Here is a 21,800-nt window from a genome sequence, read left to right on the forward strand (position 1 = left end):
CGCGAGGAAGTCATTACAATAAGGAACAACGTCTTTATTTTCATCCCATCTACCCGCTATATGATTCAAGCCTTGACTCAGTGTCTCAATTCCCTCTCTTTGCCAGTCGATTGGGTGGGTATTCGAGCCATCAAAGAGTCTGTCAACCAGCGCTCTATGCGAGATGGGATGCCTCAGCGCAACGCCCAGTCGCTCAGTCGAGGGGCTATGGTAGAGGTGTTAGCCCAAGGACAGTTGGGGTATGCAGCCACCAACGTTCTCTCGGTGGCAGGGCTGCAACAAGCCGTCGCCGCCGCCTATCAACAAGCCGTGGCAGCCAGCCAGTGGCAGCTTTATGCCGCGTCGCCTTCGGTGCGCCCCGCCGTTGTCGGTCGGTATCAGTCTTGGCAGCAAAAGCCATTTTCAGCCCTGAGTCCAGCCGATATCAACGATGTGCTGGTACGTATCTGTCAGCGGTTGCAGGTGTCTGACGAAATTGTGCAAACCAACGCAACGGCGATCGCCAACGAAACAGAATCTTGGTTTGTTAGCAGCAGCGGCGCAGAAATTTATCAGCAGTTTTTTCTGGTTGAAACCCATTTTGGCGCGACGGCCCAAGCGAAGGGAATAACCCAACAGCGCAGCGATAACGGTTCGCTGGCTCGCTGCTATCAGGGCGGCTGGGAGTTTTTTCTCGAAGCTGATCTGTGGCAGCGGGTAGAGCAGGTGGGGCAGCAAGCCATTGAGCTACTGAGTGCGCCTGACTGTCCGGATATGACGACAACGCTGGTGCTAGCCCCTGACCAGATGATGCTGCAAATTCACGAAAGCATTGGTCATCCGCTGGAGCTAGATCGAATTTTGGGCGATGAGCGTAACTACGCAGGCGGCAGCTTTGTCCAGCCTACCGATTTTGGTCGTTTAACCTACGGATCGCCTTTGATGAACGTTACGTTTGATCCAACGGTGGCGGGAGAATTTGCCAGCTATGGTTTTGATGATGCAGGCACCCCCGCCACTCGCGAGTATTTAATTCGCGCGGGGGTGCTAGAGCGGGGGCTGGGTAGCTTAGAAAGTCAGGCTCGTTTGGGGGTTCCGGGTGTGGCCTGTGCCCGTGCCGCTTTGTGGAATCGCCCTGCCATCGATCGCATGGCCAACATCAACCTAGAGCCAGGAGATCAGTCTTTTGCGGATTTGATTGGCAGCATTGAGCAGGGCGTTTATATGCAAACGAATCGCTCTTGGTCAATTGATGACCAGCGCTATAAGTTTCAGTTTGGCTGTGAGTATGCTCAGCGGATTGAATCGGGACAGCTAACGCAGACATTGCGTAACCCCAACTACCGCGCTACTACTCCTCAGTTTTGGCAAAGCTTAAAAGCGGTAGGCGATCGCACTACTTGGCAAATGTACGGTACGCCTTTTTGCGGCAAAGGGGAACCCAATCAGGTCATTCGCGTTGGCCACGGTGCCCCGGTTTGTGCGTTTGAAGCCGTAGAAGTGTTTGGGGGTGCTGCATGAAGCTAATGTGGGAAGCCCTGTTTGAGCAGATAGCCGCTGATCTGCGATCGCAGTTACAAGCAGACGAGTCTTTTACGCTGACGCTAACGGCGGAGGCAAGTCAGTTTTTGCGCTTTAACCAAGCCAAGGTGCGGCAAAGTGGACTGGTGCGAGATGGGGAACTGCAACTGACGCTGATTAAGCAGCAACGCTTAGGCGATCGCAGCTTTCCGTTAACCGGCGAGAAAGCCGTCGATTTAGATCAGGTTCAGACTGCTTTAAGCGAGTTGCGGGCAGAGGTGCCCACTTTACCCGCCGACCCGCATGGGGTGTTGCCTAGAGGTAGCGCCGTTAGCCATGAAGCGCATCAGGGGCAATTGTTAGCGCCTGAGGTTGTGGCCGCGACCTTGCTCGCACCTGTGCAGGCGTTAGATTTTGTCGGCCTTTATGCCGGGGGGCAGGTGATTCGCGCTTACGCCGACTCGGCAGGCCAAACCCACTGGTTTGAGACAGAAACTTTCACCCTCGACTATTCTTGCTTTACCGCCGATAAGCAGGCAGTTAAAGGTACGGTGGCGGGTAGCCACTGGCAAGCGGCTACCTATCAGCACGCGATCGCCCAAACTAAAACTTTGCTGGCTAAATTGTCTCAGCCACCCAAGCCGATTCAGCGTGGCAGCTATCGTACTTATTTGGCTCCGGCGGCGGTAGCCGACTTAATTTCAATGTTTTCCTGGGGTGGGGTGAGCGAAGGTGCCATTCGTCGAGGGGGTAGCCCCTTTAGCCTAATGCGCCGGGGAGAGAAACAGCTTTCGCCAAAATTTACGCTGGTAGAAGACTTTTCGCACGGCCTAGTGCCCCGGTTTAACGAATTAGGGGAGGTAGCACCGTTGCAGCTACCGATTATCACCGCTGGCAAATTGCAAAACAGCCTGGTTAGCTCGCGTACGGCCAAAGAGTATGAGATTGACTCTAATTACGCGGCGCGGGGAGAATATTTGCGATCGCCTGAAGTTCGCCCCGGCGATTTAGCTGAAGCCGACATTTTAACGGCGCTAGACACCGGGCTATACGTTTCTAATTTGCACTATCTCAACTGGAGCGATCGCCCCCAGGGACGCATTACTGGCATGACTCGCTATGCCTGTTTTTGGGTTGAGGCCGGTGAAATTGTCGCCCCGATTCAAAATCTCCGCTTTGATGAAAGTTTTTATCGGATTTTTGGTGAACAACTCTTGGCGCTCACGGATTTTCAACAGTTTATTCCAGAGGTCGGAACTTACAGCCATCGCTCTTTGGGGGGGAGCTGTGTGCCAGGTGCTTTGGTAGAAGGACTCACCTATACTCTCTAAAGTGGATCAACTGTCTTAGCTAGGCGGGAGCTGTCATCAATGTCTACTTCTGGGATAGTGAACTGTGAATCGCGTATCTGAGCAGCGACTGACGTTTTCTGCTAGCAGTCTAATTATCCTGATTGCTGCTGTTCCTCTGCTGATTTTGCTCTGGCAGTTGAAGGGACTGATTCTGCTGGTGATGATTTCAGTGGTTTTGGCCTCTGCGATCGCGCCTGTGGTGGATTGGGCAGAGCGCTATCGGGTACCCCGCTGGCTTTCGGTGGTGCTGATTTATCTGACTTTGATTAGCACCATTGTCGGAGCCGTGTTACTTATTGGCCCGACCATATTTGAACAAATCGAACGGCTGATTCGGCAAATTCCGCTTTCTTTGCGCAGCGTCGTTACCTACGCTGAGGCTTGGGTGATGAACCTCAACGATACCCGCCCTGAACTGGCGGGGGAATTGTTTAATCAGGTGCTCGATGTGCAGGCGTTAACCCGCTGGGCGATTCAATCGAGTCAGCAACTGTTAGTGCGCTCTTACGGTGTTACAACCGGGATTTTGGGCGGGGTTTTTAGCTTAATTTTGTCGCTGTTTTTGTCGGGCTACATGCTGGCCGATAGCCGTACCCTGATTAAAAATTTGGTCAGACTTTTACCGCAACCCTGGGAAGATCGCTTTGCGGCTCAGGTAGCTCCGGTTAGCTATCGCATTGGCAGCTATATTCGCGGTCGTTTAATTGTTTCTGCGATTTTGTCTGTAGCGACAACCACCAGTCTCAGCGTTTTGGGGCTTTCAGATTTTGCTTTGGGTTTAGGGGCGATCGCGGGGGTCACTAACCTGATTCCTTTTTTAGGGCCAATCTTGGGGGCGATTCCAGCGATTGTGGTAGCCGCCTCTCAAGGGGGGTGGACGTTTTTGTGGGTGATTTTGCTGTACGTGATTTTGCAAAACCTAGAAACCTATGTGCTAGATCCGCTTTTAGTGGGATCGTCTGTGGGTGTGCATCCGCTTTACCAGCTTTTGGCGGTTCTAGGGGGTACGCAGGTGCTAGGCATTATTGGGGCACTGATTGTGCCCCCTTGGATTGCTGGAGGAGCCGTCATTTTAGAAAATCTCTACCTGCGACCGAAGCTGATGGCAGAACGACGGCGGCAAGCCCAAAGCGATCGCCCTGCGGAAGACAGTCCGGTTGAAACGGCAGTGTTACCTCGATAGGGCGTTAAAACTGGCGAAACTGCTACTGATCAAGCTGCTGCCATGCCTTTTCAACTGCGATCGCCCAGCCTGCTGGCCCTGGCTGAGGGGCAATCTGCCAGCCCCGATCGCTCAGTTTAGGGTGGGGGCCAGTGGCAGCGGGAATAACAATGGCAATATCGACGTTTTCTAGCAGGTCAATGTCGTTGGGGCTGTTGCCTAAGCCAATAGTCGTCAACGGGCGATCGCTAGCTGCTTGATAGAGCGCTTTTAGCTCAAGGGCGGCGGCTCCTTTGCCCGCTTCGCTGCCAATGAGATGCGAAAAGCGATCGCCCACTACCAGCCGAAACCCCATGTCCGCAGCGGCGGCTTCCAGGTCGGCTGCTGCAATGTTTTTAGGCGTCAAAAAAGGTTCGGTGAACTCGCGGGCTTTGGCTTCTTTGGCATCTTCAAACGCTAGACCCGTCAATGTCTGAATTTGATCCACCGCCAGATCGCCAAACCCTTTGAGGGGGCGTCCTACCGATTGCGCCACCGCTTTGAGGCCAGCTCGCGCCATCACGTAAGTGCAGCCAAGTGCCAAAACCCAGTAGTTGCCGACTAACTCGGCAGCTTCAGGCCGTTCAAACGCTGGATAGTCAACTGGAATAAAAACGCCACTGCCGTTTTCGGTGATAAAGGGCGTCTGGAGCGAAAGCTGCTGAATGAACGTTTCAACTTCCGCCCGCGTTTTGCTGGTCACCGGAATCACTGGAACATGGGCGGCTTTGAGCTGCTCTAGCAAAGGCTGGGCAGCGGCATAACTATACGTTTCGGCATCGAGTAAAGTGCCGTCTAAGTCGGTAAAGATCAGCAATGGGGGAGAAGACATCAGCATCTGTGTTAGCTCTCAACAAAGGCAATCACCATCCCCATTATTAATGATGTGCCCAGACCGATTGAGATAGTCTTTCCCCTTTATCCTAGAAAAGGGAATATTGAATTATTTGCATGACTAGCCTCAGACCCCAGACTTCAAAAGCGATTCGCATCGCCGTGATCGGCGATGTTCATGACCAGTGGGAACCTGCCGATAGCGCTGCTCTGGCTCAACTCAAGGTGGATTTAGCCCTTTTTGTGGGAGATTTTGGCAATGAAGCGGTTGAGGTTGTCCGGGCGATCGCTGCCCTCGACTTGCCCAAGGCGGCTGTTTTAGGCAACCACGATGCCTGGTTTAGCGCGACAGAATGGGGTCGTAAAAAGTGTCCTTACAATCGCCAGCTAGAAGATCGGGTGCAGCAACAACTGGATTTGTTAGGGGTGGCTCACGTTGGCTATAGCAAGCTAGAACTGCCGTGGCTCAACCTTACCGTTGTGGGGGGCCGTCCTTTTAGCTGGGGCGGGTCTAAATGGAAACACGTCGCTGACTTTTACCAGCAGCGCTACAGCATTGACAGCTTAGCGGCTTCAACCGCCTACTTGCGATCGCAGGTAGAGCAAGCCAACCACGAAACGATTATTTTTGTCGGCCACTGCGGCCCTGCCGGATTGGGAGCAGATCCAGAAGCCCCCTGTGGTAAAGACTGGAATCCGGTGGGGGGAGACTACGGCGATCCAGACTTCGCCGCTGCGATCGCTCTAGCCCAGCAAAGAGGAAAACAGGTACCGCTGGTCACCTTTGGCCACATGCACCACCGTCTGCGCCACCGCCAAGATCGACTGCGGCAGCGGTTAGTTCAAGATGCCGCCGGAACGGTGTATCTCAACGCTGCCAGCGTTCCTCGCATTATTAAATCTGAGACAACCTGCTTGCGAAATTTTTCTCTGGTGGTGGTTGAGCAGGGTGAAGTGGTTGAAGCTAGCCTGGTCTGGCTGGACGAAACATTGGCGATCGCTTCCCAAGAAGTTCTCTATTCTCGTCCAGTTACATCGCTATCGGTGGGATAACCCCAAGCAAAATTGGCGGCACAGGCTTTAAGCACGGTCACCCCCACTACCAGCGAGTTTCAAATTCTAACAGCAAACCCGATCGCTCGTTGAAGTCTTCATAGCTGGTCGTGCCTCGCAGCGTAAACTGATCGCTAATGCGATAACGCAAGTTGAACTGGGGCGGGTCGTCCGCCGTGATAATTTGCAACAGCGAAGCCGAAAGATTGCTAGAAATATTGAAACCCACTTCAGCCCCTAGCTCAATACTGCCCCCCGTTTCTTGTGCTGAGGCGCTGTTGGCCGGAAAAAGCCTAAATTCGCTAAGACTCAGCGCATTGCCAATGGTGTCTTGTATGGCAATCAGAAAAGCACTACTGGCTAGCGTTACCAACCCCTGAAACTCATCTTGACCACCCGAACCAACGGATTCTAGCGCGCTGACAAAGCCCCCACTGAGCAACGCCAAAATTTCCCCTTCGCTACGCGGCGGCGAACTCGACAGCACAATGTTGTCTGTAATGTTGCTGTTGAGCTGGCTAGCTGGCCCCACCACTTCCGCCCGAATCCGCACGGTTTGAATCGAACCTTGGTTCAGCCCTAGTAGTTCGGTGGGGGGTTCCGTCCGCTCAGAAGGCGGATAAGGCGTGCTATCAGCAAAGGTAAAGCCAGGGGTATTGGCCTCTTGCACCGATGCCTGCAGAGTGACGTTCAAGTCTGGATCGAGTCCTTGGCCGGGTGAAAAAGTGGCGGTGTTTTCATCGCCAACCACCCGAAACTGAGTCGTATACAAGTTAACCCGACCGCGGGGGAGCGAAATGACCCCTTCGGGTTGCAAATTGCTAAACGTACCGTCAATAGATAGCGTTCCGGCAGCAACAAAGTTGAGCAAATTACCCTGCACGATTTGCACATCGTCTGCCAGGATCAGCTCCAAATCGCTTAGCTGCGGTGGCGAAACGAGGGTCGTTGCTTGGGCAGAAGCCGTGCTGTCGGGGGTGGCCGCTCCCTGGCCTTCTGGCAAAAAGACTCGACCATCCGATAGCACCACCTGACCCCCAATCAGCGGGGCAAAAGCGCTGCCGCCCAATACCAGCGTGCCAGCTACGTTACCGTTGTATAGCCCCTTAAAGTTCAGCGCAATCTGCTCTAGCTGAAGGGTCAAAGGCTGTTCGACGGCTGGCTGATCGGCCTGTAGGTCTTCAACGTCGGGATCGGTCGTAATCGGAGCTAGCAGTGGGAAGATGCCCTGGCCGCTCACCTGGCCGTTACTCAAGTTACCCGATAGATTTTGAACGATAATTTGCTCTCCCTGAAAATTAGCCAGCGCCGAAAAATTGGTTAGCGTCTCGTTGGGCAGCAAAATCGAAGTAAGGGTGGCATTTTCAACTTGCGCCTGCCCGGTAAGGCTGGTAATGAGGGGAAAGCTGGAATAGGCGGGCCAAAAGCCAACGGCATCAAACTGAACTTCACCTTCGCCTTCTTCCCAGGTAACCTGGCGGGTAAAGAGGTTGAGCAGGGCTAGTCCTTCGTCGTTGACTTCAGCGCTGGCTTCAAAGCGATCGCTGGCTGGCTCTATTACCAAACCCGGATAGCGCAGGGGAAAGCTAGCGGTGACAATTAACGGATCGGGTTCTTCCACCACAACCCGGCTGATGACGTTAAATCGGGCTTCGTTATAAATAAAGTCTGCCTGAGCTGACTCAATGCTGCGGTTGTTGATGGTGCCTTGGTCTAAGGTAACACTGCCTCGTAGCTGTGGATTTTGCAAACTGCCCGTTAAACTGGCATTGGCGTTGAGTTTACCGTCTAAGCTGACGGGCAAACGCCGCACTAAGCGGCGCAACCGCGAAACTGGCAGGTTTTCAGCCGTCAAACTGAGGGTACGCCGTTCGGCATCGGCTTGCCGCAACGCGACATCTCCCACCAGACTGAGGAAGATATTTTCTGTTGTCGAACGCAGACTAATCGGCTCTAGCGTTAAAATACCGTCTCCATAGCTGCCCTCGGCGATCACTTCATCAGCAGCATAGTCGCTGCCCCAACGCCAGTTTGAACCAGTCAGGTCAAAATCAACTTCTAGCCCGGTTTGCGCTGAGCTAGCAAGGCGAATATCACCTGTAAAAGCCCCTTCTAGCTCTGATAGCGGTGGAAAAGGAGCCGCCGCCGCTTCAGCAACGGCGATATCCTGAAGCGCTTGAATTTCGGAGAGTCGCTGGATCTGTCTGAGTAAGGTGGCGTTGGCACTGCCTGCGGGCTGAGTCGCCAGTAGCCTTTCCACCTCTTCGGGCGAAAGCTCGACCCCAAGGGGCGCTCTAAAGCCGCGCCGCAAGTCGGCTAGGTCGGTGATTTGCAAAGCGGCCAAAATGTCTTGCAGTCTTCCTTGCGTTACTTGCAAATCTGCCAGTAGCGTTGGCGTTGCGCCGGGGGCGTAGCGTCCGGTTAACTGATATTCGCTTTCGCCACGGATTAAGCGTCCGGCGGTTAGCTGGGCAACGCCATCTTGATAAGAGACGCGACCCGTAAAGCGATCGGCTGTAATGTAACCCAAACCGGGGCGATCGATATTGAGTTCAGCTACAAATTCTTGGGCTTGCAGGTCAATCGTTAGCAGCGCTTCATCAATTCTGCCGCTGACCTGGCCAATATTGGCAACGCCGCCGGGGGGTAAGTTGAGCGCCAACAGCGGAAAGTTTTCAATTTCAACCCGCAGTAAATTGTCGGCGGTGGTTTGACCCACAGCGCTGGCTTCGTCGAGCGCCACCGTAAAGTTTAAGTTGCGATCGCTGAGGCGATAGTCTACTTGAATCTCATCTTCTGGGCCTAGTAGGGTGAGGTTGAACTGGTTGCTATTGGTCAGGCTCACTTCACCGACGAGGCGCGGATCAAAGGCCAGTTCGTTGACTACAAAGTCTGAAAGAGCCAGATCGCCAACCAAGTTGAGATTGCTAGGCGTACCCGACAGCCGCCCCCGAAAATCGGCTCGGCCAGCCAACGCGACAACGCTAGGCAGGTTGAGCGGTAGTGCCTGTAGCGGATAGTCGTTAGTTTGTAGGTTGAGGTCAATACTGGCGATCGCGGGGGCATTCGCGCCGCTCAGACGCGGGGTAATCGTACCGCTGGCTTGCAGGCCAGCGCCGCTCGCCTGAGCAATATTGATTTGGCGACCATCCCAGGAGAGGGTAGCCGAGAGCGGCTGACTAAGTTCAGCTAGCTGAGGCGAATAAGCGGCAAAACTAGCCAACCCTTGAGAAAGAGCCACATCCCCTTGCGCCTGAATGCCAGCGAGGCTGAAATCATTGACGTTGCCAGAAAGCTGTAGCTGACCGCTAGCGTTGCCGCGTAAAGCCGCCGAAAACTGACTCAACGCTAGCCCACTGCTGCGGACATCAGCACTCCACAAACCATTGGCTAGCCGAGTCACTGCGTTGAGACGGCCTGAGTCTAGCTGAACGGCAATATCGCCTTGGCCGCGAATGCCAGCGAGGCTCAGGTCATCGAGACTACCGGAAAGCTGCGCCTGCCCGCTGGCATTGCCCTGCAAATTGGGGGAAAACTGACTCAGCGCTAGACCCCTGCTGCTGAGATCTGCGTTCCAAAAACCGTTAGCCAGCGTGGCGTCTACGTTTAAGCGGCCAGCGGCCAACTGTAGGGCAGCTTCTCCTTGGGCGCGAATGCCAGCAAGGCTAAAGTCATCAAGACTGCCTGAAAGCAAAAAGTCGCCATCGGCTGTGCCTGCTAGCGTGTCGTTAAACTGCCCCAGTTGAATGCCCTGTCCTCGCAAATTGGCCTGCCACAGTCTATTAGCTAGCGTGCCGCTGCCGCTAACGGTGCCCCCGGCAACTTGAACAACGGTGTCGCTAAAGTTAATGCGATCGCCAGCAAATTCAATGGCCCCCCGGCTAGGATAAGACGCCCCTGGGGCTTGCCAGTTGACAAAGCCGCGCAAGTTGTTAATCGGCCCGGTCACTTCTGCATCAACGGCTAGTCGCCCTAGCTGTACCGTCTCTGGCAGACCATAGGCTTGCCCAATGGCATCGGCAGGTAGCGCTTGTCCTTCTGCTTGCAAAAACAGTTCACCCACTTCTCCCAGGCGGTAGCGGCCTCGTCCAACTAGCCGACCACCCGCAGTCGGTAAAGCTTGAAACTGGCTAATAGTTAGCACCGGGCGATCGAAGGAAAAGGCTAGCCCCAGTTCCGTAAAACTGACTCTGTCGATCAGGGTGCTGCCTAAAGAAGCGATCGTGCCAGTCACGTTAGGATCGTCTAACGGCCCTGTGACAGCGACGTCAGCCGTAAAAGCCCCTTCTGCTTCAATCGGCAAATCAACGGCGAAGGTATCAACCACCTGATCAACCGTGAAGCTGGCAATGCTGCCCTCTAGGTCATAGCCTTGCTGGAGGTCAATGACCCCGGCTGCAGTGGCGGCAATTTCACCATAGCGAGCGCGAGTGTCTTCTAAGGTGATTTCAGAGCCATCAAACCGTAACTGACTGTCAATGGCTTCGATCGGGTTGGGTAAGGCTTCGAGCGCCACGCCACCGTCCGTAATTTCAGCCGCCCCTTGTAGCTTTAACGGGGCTTCTGGGCGAACTTCAATGTCAACACTGCCGCTGACGGTGCCCGCCTGAATTTCGAGCGGTAAGGGCGATCGCACAAACGAAAAAGCCAGCGGGGCAAAATCGGCAATGCGCACTTCCTGGGCATTGACAGCAATATTGGTGTTCACCCCTGCGGCAAACTCTTCTGTCTCCACCCCTTCCGGCAGTTGTAAAAAAGACCCTTTGACATCAAGCTGGCCGCCAACCGTTGGCTGAGCCGCCACCTCAAAGCTGATTTCTTGTGGCTCTATGGCAATTTCTTGTCCTTCTTGCTTAGGCAATTGGTAAGCTGAAAACTCTACAACCCCAGCAATCTCTTCTAAGGAAATCAAATCGTCGCCAGCATCTAGCTCGTTGTAGGGCACCAAAACGAGCTGTCCTTCTGCCACGCTAACCCGCGTCAGTTTGATTTCAATTAGCCGCTCTTCTCGTTCTGGCAGTTCTAGATCAGTCCATTGCCGCGTTGCGTTTTGCTCTAGGTACCCGCGAACTTCATTGAGTTCAAGCTGTAAATTGAGATCCTGGGTTAGCAGTGCCTCTAGCAGGTTGAACTTGACAACGATCGATTCTACAAAAAGCTCATCTGGGTCTGTTTCGGTTGCTGGGGCTGCCGATGGGCCAAAGCGAATGCTCGAAAGGGTAACCCGCTCAACCTCACCGAGCTGAATCGGTCGGTCGAGTAAATCGCTCAAAATTTGAGAAATACGGGGAGATAAACGTTCATGAACAAAGATCCAGGCCCATAACGCCCCCCCTGTTGCGACCAGAACGGCGATCGCGCCGAAAAAGAGTCCTACCCGAATCCAAAGCCGCCTTCTAGGTGAATCATCATGAGACGATTCAGGCTCAAGCTGGGGAGAATTTGTCATGACTGTCTATGCCACCCACCTCACCATACCTAATGAAACAGACATCTTGCTTTCTGCCAAGTCTAGCAGGCTAGGGGTTTGGCCCAACTCTTTTGGCTAATAAAATCAGACCCCTTTAGCCAAAAGAAAATAGCGGCCTCTAGGTTACCTGCGACCACTAAGATAAAATCACATCGATACTTGTGAAACTGAGACAAGTCAATGCGCATTTTTGTCATTTTGTTTAATGCTCGCTCTGAAAATGAGGGCATTCACACCTTAAAAGCAGGCGATCGCAACGTCGTTTTGATGTTTGAGAATGAAGAAGATGCCGCTCGCTACAGCCTCATGTTAGAGGCTCAAGATCTTCCCTCTCCGGCCGTTGAGGCTTTTGAGCTAGAAGAAATTGAAGAATTTTGCGCTGCGGCTGGCTATGAATACAAGCTCGTGCCAGAAGGAACGCTAGCCATTCCACCCGAACAAAATGTAGACAAGACTGATTGGGATCCTGACGCGGCGGCGGCTGATGGGTTCCCGACACCAACGGCTGAAGGGGGGGTATCTGCCGCCGAATTGGATCAAATTCGCCAGCGACTTGAAGGCTTACTGTAGCCAGCGTTGCCAGAGAAGCCAGTCAATGTAGGGTTGGGTTGATATTAGCGATCGCCTCAGATGTTAACGTTCTGGCGTAATCGCCTCTGGGCAAGCGGCTTGCACAAAATTAATTACGGCTTCAAATTGAAAGTTTTGTACCCAGTTTTCTAGCTGACGAGCCAGCGCTATAGACGACGCGGGCAACTGCTGAATCAAGGCTAAACACTGCTGGTCAGAACCTACCAGCGCCATTTCATAAAGCTGCTTGACCCAATTGACCGGGGCTGCTGCCAGCAACGTTTGTAAGCCTTCTCGATCAGACGGTAGGGGGAGGGCTGATGCAGCCGCCTCAGCCGCCTCTTCTTCTAAGCGAACTGATAGATAGCAAGCAATTTTTTCTAGCAGCAGCGCCTTTTGTAGCGGCTTGCTGACAAAAGCATCACAGCCAGCCGCTAAACAGCGGGCTTGGTCTTCGGCAAACGCATTCGCCGACACGGCAATAATCACAGGTGGCCTAATATCGGGATTGGCAGCCTGTTGAGTCCGAATACGCTGGGTGGTTTCGCAGCCGTCTAGCACCGGCATTTTGGTATCCATCAAAATCAGATGTGGTTGCCAGGTTTGCCAGTGTTCGATCGCCATCTGGCCATTGATCGCTTCTTGCACCTGAAAACCCACCGTCTTCAGGATCTTTTTCATCAACAGTCGGCTAACCGCATCGTCGTCTACAACCAAAACGCGATAGTCTGCCTGCGGAGTCGCCAGGGTGAGCGGTGCCGTCGTTAGGTGGGTTCGAGTAGTAAAAATCTGGGCTAAATTAACCGGAATTCGCAGATCAAAACGTGCCCCCTGACCGGGTGTGCTTTCAATATCGATACTGCCACCCATCGCTTGCGCAAATTTCTGGCTGATGGCTAACCCCAAACCTGTTCCTTGCAAAGACTTTTTTCCGGCTTGAGCCTGCTCAAAGGGAAGAAAAATGCGGCGGATTTCTGCAGCGGATAAACCTGGCCCGGTGTCTTGCACCGCAAAGGATAGCCCAATAGCTTGCTTGGAGCGATCGCCTGATCGCCTAGGGGCTGGTTCACATTGAGAAACCTGTAGCCGCACCGTTCCTTGAGGGGTAAACTTAATCGCATTGTCAAGCAAATTGAGCAAAATTTGCCGTAGCTTGCGCTCATCAGCGGAAATGTACTGAGGCACATTTGCCTCGTAGTGAAAGATTAGCTGCAAGGGCTTGGCGACCACTTTTACTTGCAACATCTCTTCCACACTGTCTAGCAACTGGTAGAGGTCAAACGTGTCTTCGTCTAGTTGAATATTGCCAGCCTCAATTTTAGATAGCTCTAAAATGTCATTAATCAGCCCCAAAAGGTGCTGACCACTGCGATTGACAATTTCTAAAGAGCTTTGATGTTCCCGGCTAAGGGCGCTATCTTGCCCCATAATCTGGGTGAAACCCAAAATTGCATTGAGCGGTGTCCGTAGCTCGTGGCTCATGCTGGCTAAAAACTGACTTTTAGCCTGATTAGCAGCTTCGGCGGCTTCCTTCGCTTGAAAAAGCTGTTCTTCAGCCCGTTTACGTTCGCTGATATCACGCACAATGACCACAACTTCGTCTACACCACTGGTAGCAATTCGAGCTTCTTGGTGACGTACCTCGCCGTCAATCGAGAGACTGTATTCATACACATGGGTTTGTTGCGTCTGTAAAACCTGCTCTACATGCTGCAGATACTGCTGCACAATGTCGGCAGGCAGCACTTCATGAATACTGGCTCCTCGCATATTAGAGTGGGGCATCATCACCTGGAAATCTCTGGCGGGGCGAAAATCCAGGTAACGCCCGGATTTGGTCATACGAATGATTAAATCGGGAATGGCTTCTAAAAGGGCACGGTTCATGGCTTCGCTTTCCCGCAGCGCCAAACTCGCCTGCTTCAGGGCGGTAATGTCACTGGCTGTGCCCGTAGCCCCGACTACATTGCCCTCTTCGTCACGAACGACGGTGGCGTTGAAGAGGAGGTAAATTAAGCTGTTGTCTTTAGCCAGGTTGACAATTTCGCATTGACGGCAATCTTCCCCGGTTAAAATTTGCTCAAACTTTTGCAGGCGAGACTGAGAAGAAATGGCTGGTAAAAAGTCGGTAAAGTGTCGCCCGATCATTTCGTTGGGTTCATAGCCATAGATTTGTTTAACGGCTTGATTGACAAACGTGTAGTGGCCGTCTAAATCGGTGGCGAAAATCATGTCTTGCGAAGTTTCAACTAAATCTCGATACTGGGCTTCGCGGCGAGCTAAAGACTTTTCAGCTAGCTTGCGTTTGGTAATGTCTGTCGCTACTCCAAGAACCAATTTTGTCTGGCCATCACTGGAGGAGATGGGCTTTTTAACCGTTTGGAAATATCTGACTTCTCCTGATTTTGTAGTAATAGCTTCTTCAAAAAAACAAGGTTTTCCGGTTTCTAATACGTAGCGATCGCAGTAGGAAAAATGCTCAACCTCATCGCTGTTGGAGTTAAAATCAGCATCAGTTTTACCAATCAAATTAGGTACGACTGTTTCGTATAATTCGGCTGTGGCGCGATTGGCTAAAACAAATCTACCGCTAATATCTTTGGCAAAAATCAAGTTGGGTGGCGCATCAATAACGCTGTAAAGAAAGTTTTTTTGCGCTCTGAGTCTTTCTTCTGCATAAATGGCACTTAGATATTTGCCAATGCTTTGCGCCATTAGCTCAACGATTTCTTGCTCGTAGTGGGTAAACTCGGTTCTAGCTACAGTTGAAAAAAAGCAGAGGGTGCCATAGAGCGTTTCATCTACCCAAATCGGAGTGCCAATATAGGACTCTAGCTTGAACTGTTGATAGCAGGGATGACACCGTAAATTTGTGTTACTAACCTGCGTATAGGTGACTGTCTTTTGCTGCTCAAAAACCTGATGGCAGTATACGTTTTCGATGGATAGCGAAAGGTTAGCTTTGAGTTCAGTGATATCAGACTTGACTGCCAGCATTCTATAGGTTTTGCCTTCAAAGGTGCCAATAGAACCCTGGTCAAAGTGAAGCAAATCACAGCCAGTTTTAATATAGTCGGCAAAGAGATCGTCTAACGTTGGAAAGCTGGAAAGTTGCAGGCGATGAAGCTGACTTAAGCTCAGGGTGAATTTGGTGAGTTTTTCTGCTTGTCTAAGCAGGGTTATTTCGATCGCTTTATAGACTGTAATGTCTTGACCAATCCAAATAATGGAAGCTGCTGAAAGCGGTATAATTTTCGCGCTATACCACTTGGGGCGATTTTCGATGGTGAGACAATACTCGCAATCAACCGTTGTTTGAGTAGACAGCGCCTGTTGAATATGACTGACAAAATAATCAGCTTGGGTGGCGGCAAAAAGTTCGTATAGCGTTTGGCCTAAATATTTCTGACCTAAAGGATAGGTACGCTCTAGCTCAGTCGGCATCACTTGCAGGTAGCGACCCTCAGCATCTAACACCCAAACCATTTCTCCCATTACCGAAAGCAATTGCTGCAAGGGAGCCGAGAGAATTTCGACAGGCTTAAGCGTTTCGGTTGCAGGCGGTTGTAACAGGGATTGCGATCGCAGGAGACCAATAACTTGCCCTTGCCCATCAACAACTGGCAGCGCCAGCAGGGGGCTTTGGTGCAAAAGTTCTAAAACAACCAGGCGATCGCTGAGGTGATTGGCTTGGAGAATCTGCGGCGGCTGTGACATTATTTGCCCTACGCTCAAGACCGACAGATTAGCCTGCGTAGCCACTAACCCCACCACATCTTGAGCGGTGAACCAACCGATGAGATTCGTTTTGCCTGAACTGGCTTCATCAACGATTAAGAGGCAGTCTGACTGAGCTTGATGGAGTTGAGCGATCGCGCTTTGAGCCGAACAAGCGGGCGAAACCCTAAGACAATTGCGATCAATTGCTTGCAGAATCGAGATGTTGGATGTCAAGCTCACGGCCTCTCCATCTAGCCTGCCGCTAATCTAGGTTCACACCTTATCATTTACTATTCTTCCCGTAGACCGCCATCTTGCTTAACTCTTGCCCCTGTTTAGACATTGGCCTGATAGAGTAAAGGGCAGCTAATTTGAGGGAGAGACGCTGATGCATCAATCTGAGATGTCTTCTACTGAATCGAATTCCTTCAGCGATCGCGGTCATCTTTTAACTGAACAGGTAAATTCTGCCAGTCAGCAACTGGATCAGCTTTCTAGCCTAGAAATTGTTGATTTATGCAATCGCGAAGATCAAAAGACCATCAGCGCCATCGCCGCCGCCCGTGAACCCCTGGCCGCTGCCATTGAGATGACGGCTACGGCGCTGCGTCGAGGGGGTCGCCTGTTTTATGTAGGGGCGGGTACGAGTGGTCGATTGGGTGTTTTAGATGCGGCAGAGTGTCCGCCAACTTTTTGTACCCATCCAGACCAGGTACAGGGCATTATCGCCGGGGGCGCTGGGGCGCTGGTACGCAGCTCAGAAGCGTTAGAAGACATTGAAGACGACGGCATGGAAGCGATCGCCATGCACAAAATTACCCAGCGGGATGTGGTTGTGGGCATTACGGCAGGTGGGACTACCCCTTATGTGCATGGCGCAATCAAAGCGGCTCGACAACGAGGTGCCAAAACGGTTTTTATAGCCTGTGTTCCGGCTGAGCAGGTAGCCGCTCAGGCGGACGTTGACATTCGGTTGCTGGTTGGCCCTGAAGTGTTAGCTGGCTCTACCCGTTTGAAAGCAGGCACAGTGACTAAAATGGCGCTCAACATTCTGTCAACGGGGGTTATGGTCAAGCTGGGCAAAGTTTATGGCAACCGCATGATTGACGTTTCAGTCACCAATACCAAGCTGCGCGATCGCGCTTTGCGCATTCTCTGCGACCTCACCGACTTAGATCGAGCGACTGCCGAAACCTGGCTAGACAAAAGCGGACAGCGGGTTAAGCTAACGCTGTTGATGTACTGGGGGCAACTGGAGGTGGCCGCTGCTGAGCAAGTTTTAGCCGCCCATCAGGGCGACCTCCGACAGGCGCTTGCTAGCCTAAGCTTGGGCTAACTCGCGCAAAATGGTTGACACCGATCGCGGTTGCCAGCCTAGCTCTTTTTGAGCTTTGCTGGCGTCAATCCGCACACAGCGATCGTAAATATAGTGAACCCGCTCTCGGCTCAGCGGCGGGTTCCAGGCGAACAAGCGGCCGACTGGCTCTAGCAGATTGCCCAACAGCCTGACTAACCAGGCAGGCGGCTCTGCCGGAACGGAGATGCCCGTTTCCTGGCTCAAAAGCTGAAACATTTCTCGCGTTGAGAGTTCACCAGCCGAAATGATGTAATGCTCTCCGGCAGGGGCTTTTGCCGCCGCCAGCATGAGAGCCGCCACCAAATCATCTACATGTACTACCCCGGTGAGGCGATCGCCCCCCGGCCATAGCTTTAGTCGTCGTTTGAGAAAAAGCTGAATCACCGGGCCAAAATGGGGGTCATCAGGGCCGAGGATGCCTGCTGGCATGAGACTGACCGTATACAAACCCTGGGCTGCTGCTTGATCAACTAGCTGCTGGGCTTGATATTTGGTGCGATCGTAAGCCGAAGAAAAGTCAGCCTGGGTACGTTGAAATGTTTCATCCACCACCTGACCCTGAGTATCACCAAAGACGCCAATGGTGCTGCAATAGATCACCTTGGGTGAAGGGTTAGCCATCAACGCTGCTTCTAGCACTGTGCGGGTACCGACGACATTGACCCGCTCCATTTCAGCCGCTTTGACAATCCCTAAATCTACATAAGCAGCGATGTGAAAGACAACATCCACCCCGCTAATGGCTTTGTCTAAGGCGGCGCGATCGCTGATGTCGCCATAAACCAGTGGGAAGTCTAAGGCGGCCAGCCGAGACAAATTGCTGGTTGGGCGCACTAAACCCACCACTTCATGCCCTTGCTGTAGCAGCGCTTTGACTAAATGCGAACCCGTGAAGCCATTGGCCCCGGTGACTAAGGCTTTCATAAGGCTTTTTCGTAGATGCGATAGGTTTTGGTGATGTGGGCACCTGAGGCTTCAATAATTTTGCGCGAGGGCAGATTGTCTTCAAACACCCAAGAAAGTTCGGCTTGCTTATAGGGTTTTTGCTTTTTGGTGCCCCCCTTCATGCCCAGATAAACTAGCGCCAGCGGTACCATCTTACGGCGATAGGCTGGCAACGCGCAGATGGCAATTACCCGACCGCGATCGATCTGCCGCCGATACCAGAGAAACTTGAGAATGCCTAGCCAGTTGAGCCGACCATTCACCTGCTTCAGCGGAATGTTGTAGTCAGGTAGCCCCATAAAAAAGCCAATCATTTGGCCTTGGTCTTCAGCAATGACAAAAACATCTGGATCGACTAGCTGCTGTAGCTCCCTGGCTTCTTGCATAAATTCGGCTTCAGTGCGAGCCGAAGAACTCCAGTTGTGGGCAAAGGCGGTGGTAAAAAGCTGATAAAGGCTACGGCAATCTTGTTCAAAGGCTTCGCCTTTGGTATGAAGGGGGCGAAAGGTAATTCCGGCTTTTTCGGCAATTTGGCAGGCTCGTTCAAACTGGCTGGGCAACGACTGCGCCAATGGTAAATCGTAGGCGTAGGCATCTTTGGCTTTGTGCCAGCCAGCTAGCCTCATCAAGTCGTCGTAGTAGGGCGGGTTGTAGGGCATCATCACCATGGGCGGTGTGTCAAACCCATCGACTAAGAAAAAGCAGTTGTTGTGGGTAGATAAATCAATGGGGCCACGAGCAAGGGGCATATCGCGATCGCGCAGCCATTGACAGGCGGTGTCTAATAGCGCGGTTGCGATCGCAGCGTCATTTATACATTCAAAAAAGCCAAACAGCCCCACCTGTTGACCTTCGCGTTCAATCAAACGCTGATTGATGGCTGCAACAATGCGACCGATCGGTTGCCCCTGGGAGAAAGCGACAAACTGCTGGAGTTCGCCGTAGCTAAAGAAGGGATTGTCAGGCCGAAATTGCTTTTCAATACTTGACGTCAGCGGCTTCACCCAGTTGGCATCCCCTTGGTAAACGCGATCGGGCACGGCCAGGAAAGCGGCTTGATCGGCAGGGGTGGTAACGGGCTTGATTTCGAACTGGGTTGTCACAGCAGTCATGGAGATTACCGGGCAGCATTAGCAAGCGGTGAAGCTGCAAGCGTCGTTCCCAGGTGGCCACCTGGGAACGAGACTGGCTAAAAAATCAGGCCGTATACTGAACCACAGAGCCACAGAGCTTTTCGCGCACGGCTATCATGGCTTCGACTAACTGATCCATCTCCGCATGGGTATGGAGCGCGTTGGCAGTAATCCGCAGTCGGGGCTTGGCAATAAACCAAATGGGCGATACCCATAGCCCAAACTCTTCCATCAAACAGCGAGCAAAGGGTTTGGGCTTTAGCTCTGACGGCAAAATCACAGGAATGACGTTAGTTTCACCAATCGCATCAAAGCCAGCTTCAATCAGGCGCGATCGCAAATAGCGAGTATTCGACTGCAAAGTTGCCACCAGATCAGGACGCTGGCGGACTTGGCGAATACTTTCTAACGCGGCGGCTGTCACCGGCGGCGGCAGGGAGATGGTACCGATAGAGGTCGGCGAAACATCCAACAGGTCGATGAGTTCGCGGTTGGGAGCACTAATGGCGGCTCCAGCCGATCCGGCAAACTTAGAAAACGTCGTCATGATCAAAGGGACGATGCCGCGATCGATCACCGACTGGGGAGTAATGCCGAAGTGGTCATAAATGCCTTCTCCTTTGGAGCCAATTGCACCACTGGCATGGGCTTCATCCATGACGACGACGCTGCCTGGATAGTGCTCCAGAATATCGAGCATTTTAGGCAACGGCACCACATCGCCATCCATGGAAAAGACCGCATCAGAAACAACCATAATGCGATCGCCCGGACGGGCATAGCGGCGCACCTTACGAGCTAAATCGTCCATATCGCAGTGACGATAAGCCTTTACCCGGACGTTAGGGCTGTGGCTAAACATCTTGCCAGAGCGATTGCTGGCATTAACGACGGCTGAAATAATGCAACCGTGATTGAGCACGTCGGTAAAGATTAAGGTTTCTCTTGTGTGCTCGAACCCCGGAACTGGCACGGCCAAGTGGCAAAAGCCATCCATGAGCGCTTGTAGCGCCATCCAGGCATTGAGAAACAAGTGGGTATGAGGCAAATGCTTAAAAGCGGAAATTTCTGCTTCTAGCTGCCGATGTAAATCAATCCGACCGCTTAAAACTGAGCAAGAACTATTAGACGTACCGTATTGCAGGATAGACTCAATCGCTGCCTGTTTCACAGGTTCAGCCTGAGCTAGCCCTAATACATCGTTTGTACAAAAAGTTAAGACCTTATGGTGCTTACCCGTTGCCTGTTCTTCAATCTCGACCAAGTTACCCTGCTTTTGATGGCAGATAAACTTGTCGGGATAAAGGCCACTGGCATAAAGATGCTGCATGTAGTCATTAACGACGTCCACAATCTACTCCTCTCACCTACACTTAGAGTCCTGAACTAGTTCAAAATTACGATCGCTTGCAACTGCAGTTGGTGGGTTCAATGACCGATCTGATTGTTGCATGAACTTTTCGTACTGGCCGATAATTACCCGTTGCAGCGCGATGATGGCAGGGTTCACTTCCACGTAATTGCGTTGAGGATTTGCCGTATAGTTGCGCTGCTCACTTTCCATCATCTCAACATCTTGGTGGAGAAATTTGAGAAATATTTGGTGCAACACCCCTTTTTCTAGCAGTTTTCCAAGCTTGCCCTGAAGCAGCCAACTCGGCAACGGCAGCTTCAAAAACAGCATAGAGAAAGAACGGGTCAAAGTTGGCCCGATCGGTAGCCGCATAAGATATAGCGAAGAAACGCCCTCTAGCGAACTGTGGTAGTGCGGATATTGATAGTGAATTGAAACTGTCCGCGTGGTGACGCCATTGCCAGTTTTCCCCAGACCCATCAGCTTGGTCAGCACCCCTTGATAAGACACCTGATAGTCGGCGTAAACATCTGCTTCAGTTTGTTTGAGACCTAGAAGTATGGGGTCAAACCAGCCCTGGAGTTCTTTGTGCAAAAAACCGTGGAACACATCCATCGTGTTTTCGTTGCAGATGGAAAAATGAGCCTGGAATTCACCTGGAATCCGAACCATAAACCATTCTTTGGCGTCGTATTCGGGGATTTGGGGTAGCGGATGCTGATCAGCCAAGGCTGGATCACCTGGAAAAACCCAAAGAATGCCATACTTTTCTTGAATGGGATAACTGCGGGCTTGGGCACAGGGCAGTTTCTGGTCGCGAGGGAAGTAAGGGATGTGAACACATTCCCCGGAACCCTTAAACTCCCATCCGTGATAAGGACAGGTGAGATGAGAGCCGTGAACTTCGCCTTTGTGTAGCTCAACCCCTTTGTGCGGGCAGGCATCTTCTAAGGCGAAAACTTGCCCAGCGTGGTCTCGGTAGATGGCAATATTTTGTTGCCAAACGCTGACAGGTATAATCTCGCCCGGTTTGAGCTGAGCAGCCCAGCTAACGGGATACCAGTAGTTGGGATTGATGCCAGTTTCTCGGACACGCCTGTAAATGGATTGACCTTTGAGGACAGCTGATTCCATAGATAAGGGCAGAGACTGTAACGTAAAGATAAATCTTACGAAATAAAGCTTAATTATTTCTGAATAGCCCTTAGCATACCGTGAATTCCACAGGCTGTCTGCCTGAAAAAGGACGTAAAGTCTGCCAAGGAACTTCGATAAACAGAAGCTAGTCAGCAGGGTTAGCCAAACCCGACC

General features: G+C 52.2%; 13 protein-coding genes. 6 read left to right on the forward strand and 7 right to left on the reverse strand.

The features are described 5' to 3' along the window. The first annotated feature begins 60 nt into the window (after positions 1-60). The 3 genes from ACTS3T_RS04740 to ACTS3T_RS04750 all read left to right on the forward strand — a co-directional run bounded on the left by ACTS3T_RS04740 (position 61) and on the right by ACTS3T_RS04750 (position 4,035). Positions 61-1,500: a TldD/PmbA family protein gene (locus tag ACTS3T_RS04740; RefSeq protein ID WP_377960840.1), complete on the forward strand. Its 1,440-nt coding sequence runs from the start codon at positions 61-63 to the stop codon at positions 1,498-1,500. Then, positions 1,497-2,831 (forward strand): TldD/PmbA family protein, encoded by a 1,335-nt coding sequence (locus tag ACTS3T_RS04745; protein WP_377960838.1) that lies wholly within the window; start codon positions 1,497-1,499, stop codon positions 2,829-2,831. The genes ACTS3T_RS04740 and ACTS3T_RS04745 overlap by 4 nt, the downstream gene beginning before the upstream one ends. Before the next feature lie 64 nt (positions 2,832-2,895). Further along, positions 2,896-4,035 (forward strand): AI-2E family transporter, encoded by a 1,140-nt coding sequence (locus ACTS3T_RS04750; protein WP_377960835.1) that lies wholly within the window; start codon positions 2,896-2,898, stop codon positions 4,033-4,035. A 22-nt stretch (positions 4,036-4,057) separates the two neighbouring features. Here the strand turns inward: ACTS3T_RS04750 and ACTS3T_RS04755 are convergent, their stop codons facing one another. Beyond that, the gene (locus ACTS3T_RS04755) at positions 4,058-4,885 is read right to left on the reverse strand and encodes an HAD-IIB family hydrolase (protein ID WP_377960833.1); all 828 of its coding nucleotides are present in this window, start codon (positions 4,883-4,885) and stop codon (positions 4,058-4,060) included. Positions 4,886-5,004: 119 nt separating this feature from the next. Here ACTS3T_RS04755 and ACTS3T_RS04760 point away from each other — a divergent pair, with 119 nt between their 5' ends. Further along, a complete protein-coding gene (locus ACTS3T_RS04760; protein ID WP_377960830.1) occupies positions 5,005-5,940 on the forward strand; it encodes a TIGR04168 family protein in 936 nt (311 codons plus the stop codon). Positions 5,941-5,986: 46 nt separating this feature from the next. On the opposite strand, the gene ACTS3T_RS04765 is transcribed toward ACTS3T_RS04760, so the two are convergent. Then, entirely contained in the window at positions 5,987-11,389 is a 5,403-nt protein-coding gene (locus ACTS3T_RS04765) for a translocation/assembly module TamB domain-containing protein (protein WP_462934816.1), read from the reverse strand. A gap of 201 nt (positions 11,390-11,590) precedes the next feature. Here ACTS3T_RS04765 and ACTS3T_RS04770 point away from each other — a divergent pair, with 201 nt between their 5' ends. Then, positions 11,591-11,980: a DUF3110 domain-containing protein gene (locus tag ACTS3T_RS04770; protein WP_377964476.1), complete on the forward strand. Its 390-nt coding sequence runs from the start codon at positions 11,591-11,593 to the stop codon at positions 11,978-11,980. Positions 11,981-12,043: 63 nt separating this feature from the next. Here the strand turns inward: ACTS3T_RS04770 and ACTS3T_RS04775 are convergent, their stop codons facing one another. Continuing rightward, a complete protein-coding gene (locus tag ACTS3T_RS04775) occupies positions 12,044-15,940 on the reverse strand; it encodes a PAS domain-containing protein (protein WP_377964478.1) in 3,897 nt (1,298 codons plus the stop codon). A 148-nt stretch (positions 15,941-16,088) separates the two neighbouring features. On the opposite strand from ACTS3T_RS04775, the gene murQ reads away from it, so the two are divergent. Next, on the forward strand, positions 16,089-17,036 hold the full coding sequence (murQ, locus tag ACTS3T_RS04780) for an N-acetylmuramic acid 6-phosphate etherase (protein WP_377964480.1): 948 nt from the start codon (positions 16,089-16,091) through the stop codon (positions 17,034-17,036). Here murQ and ACTS3T_RS04785 read toward each other — a convergent pair. From ACTS3T_RS04785 to ACTS3T_RS04800, 4 genes are all read right to left on the reverse strand, one after another. Then, positions 17,022-17,981, reverse strand: coding sequence for an NAD-dependent epimerase/dehydratase family protein (locus ACTS3T_RS04785; protein ID WP_377964481.1), 960 nt, complete (start codon positions 17,979-17,981; stop codon positions 17,022-17,024). The two genes, murQ and ACTS3T_RS04785, sit on opposite strands and share 15 nt — an antisense overlap. Further along, on the reverse strand, positions 17,978-19,114 hold the full coding sequence (locus tag ACTS3T_RS04790; protein ID WP_377964483.1) for a hypothetical protein: 1,137 nt from the start codon (positions 19,112-19,114) through the stop codon (positions 17,978-17,980). The genes ACTS3T_RS04785 and ACTS3T_RS04790 overlap by 4 nt, the downstream gene beginning before the upstream one ends. An 85-nt stretch (positions 19,115-19,199) precedes the next feature. After that, positions 19,200-20,486, reverse strand: coding sequence for an aminotransferase class I/II-fold pyridoxal phosphate-dependent enzyme (locus tag ACTS3T_RS04795; RefSeq protein WP_377964485.1), 1,287 nt, complete (start codon positions 20,484-20,486; stop codon positions 19,200-19,202). A 12-nt stretch (positions 20,487-20,498) separates the two neighbouring features. Continuing rightward, positions 20,499-21,623: an aromatic ring-hydroxylating dioxygenase subunit alpha gene (locus ACTS3T_RS04800; RefSeq protein ID WP_377964487.1), complete on the reverse strand. Its 1,125-nt coding sequence runs from the start codon at positions 21,621-21,623 to the stop codon at positions 20,499-20,501. Positions 21,624-21,800: the final 177 nt, after the last annotated feature.

Source organism: Almyronema sp. (genome assembly GCF_052168255.1).
Classification (GTDB): domain Bacteria; phylum Cyanobacteriota; class Cyanobacteriia; order Phormidesmidales; family Phormidesmidaceae; genus Sphaerothrix; species Sphaerothrix epifaneia.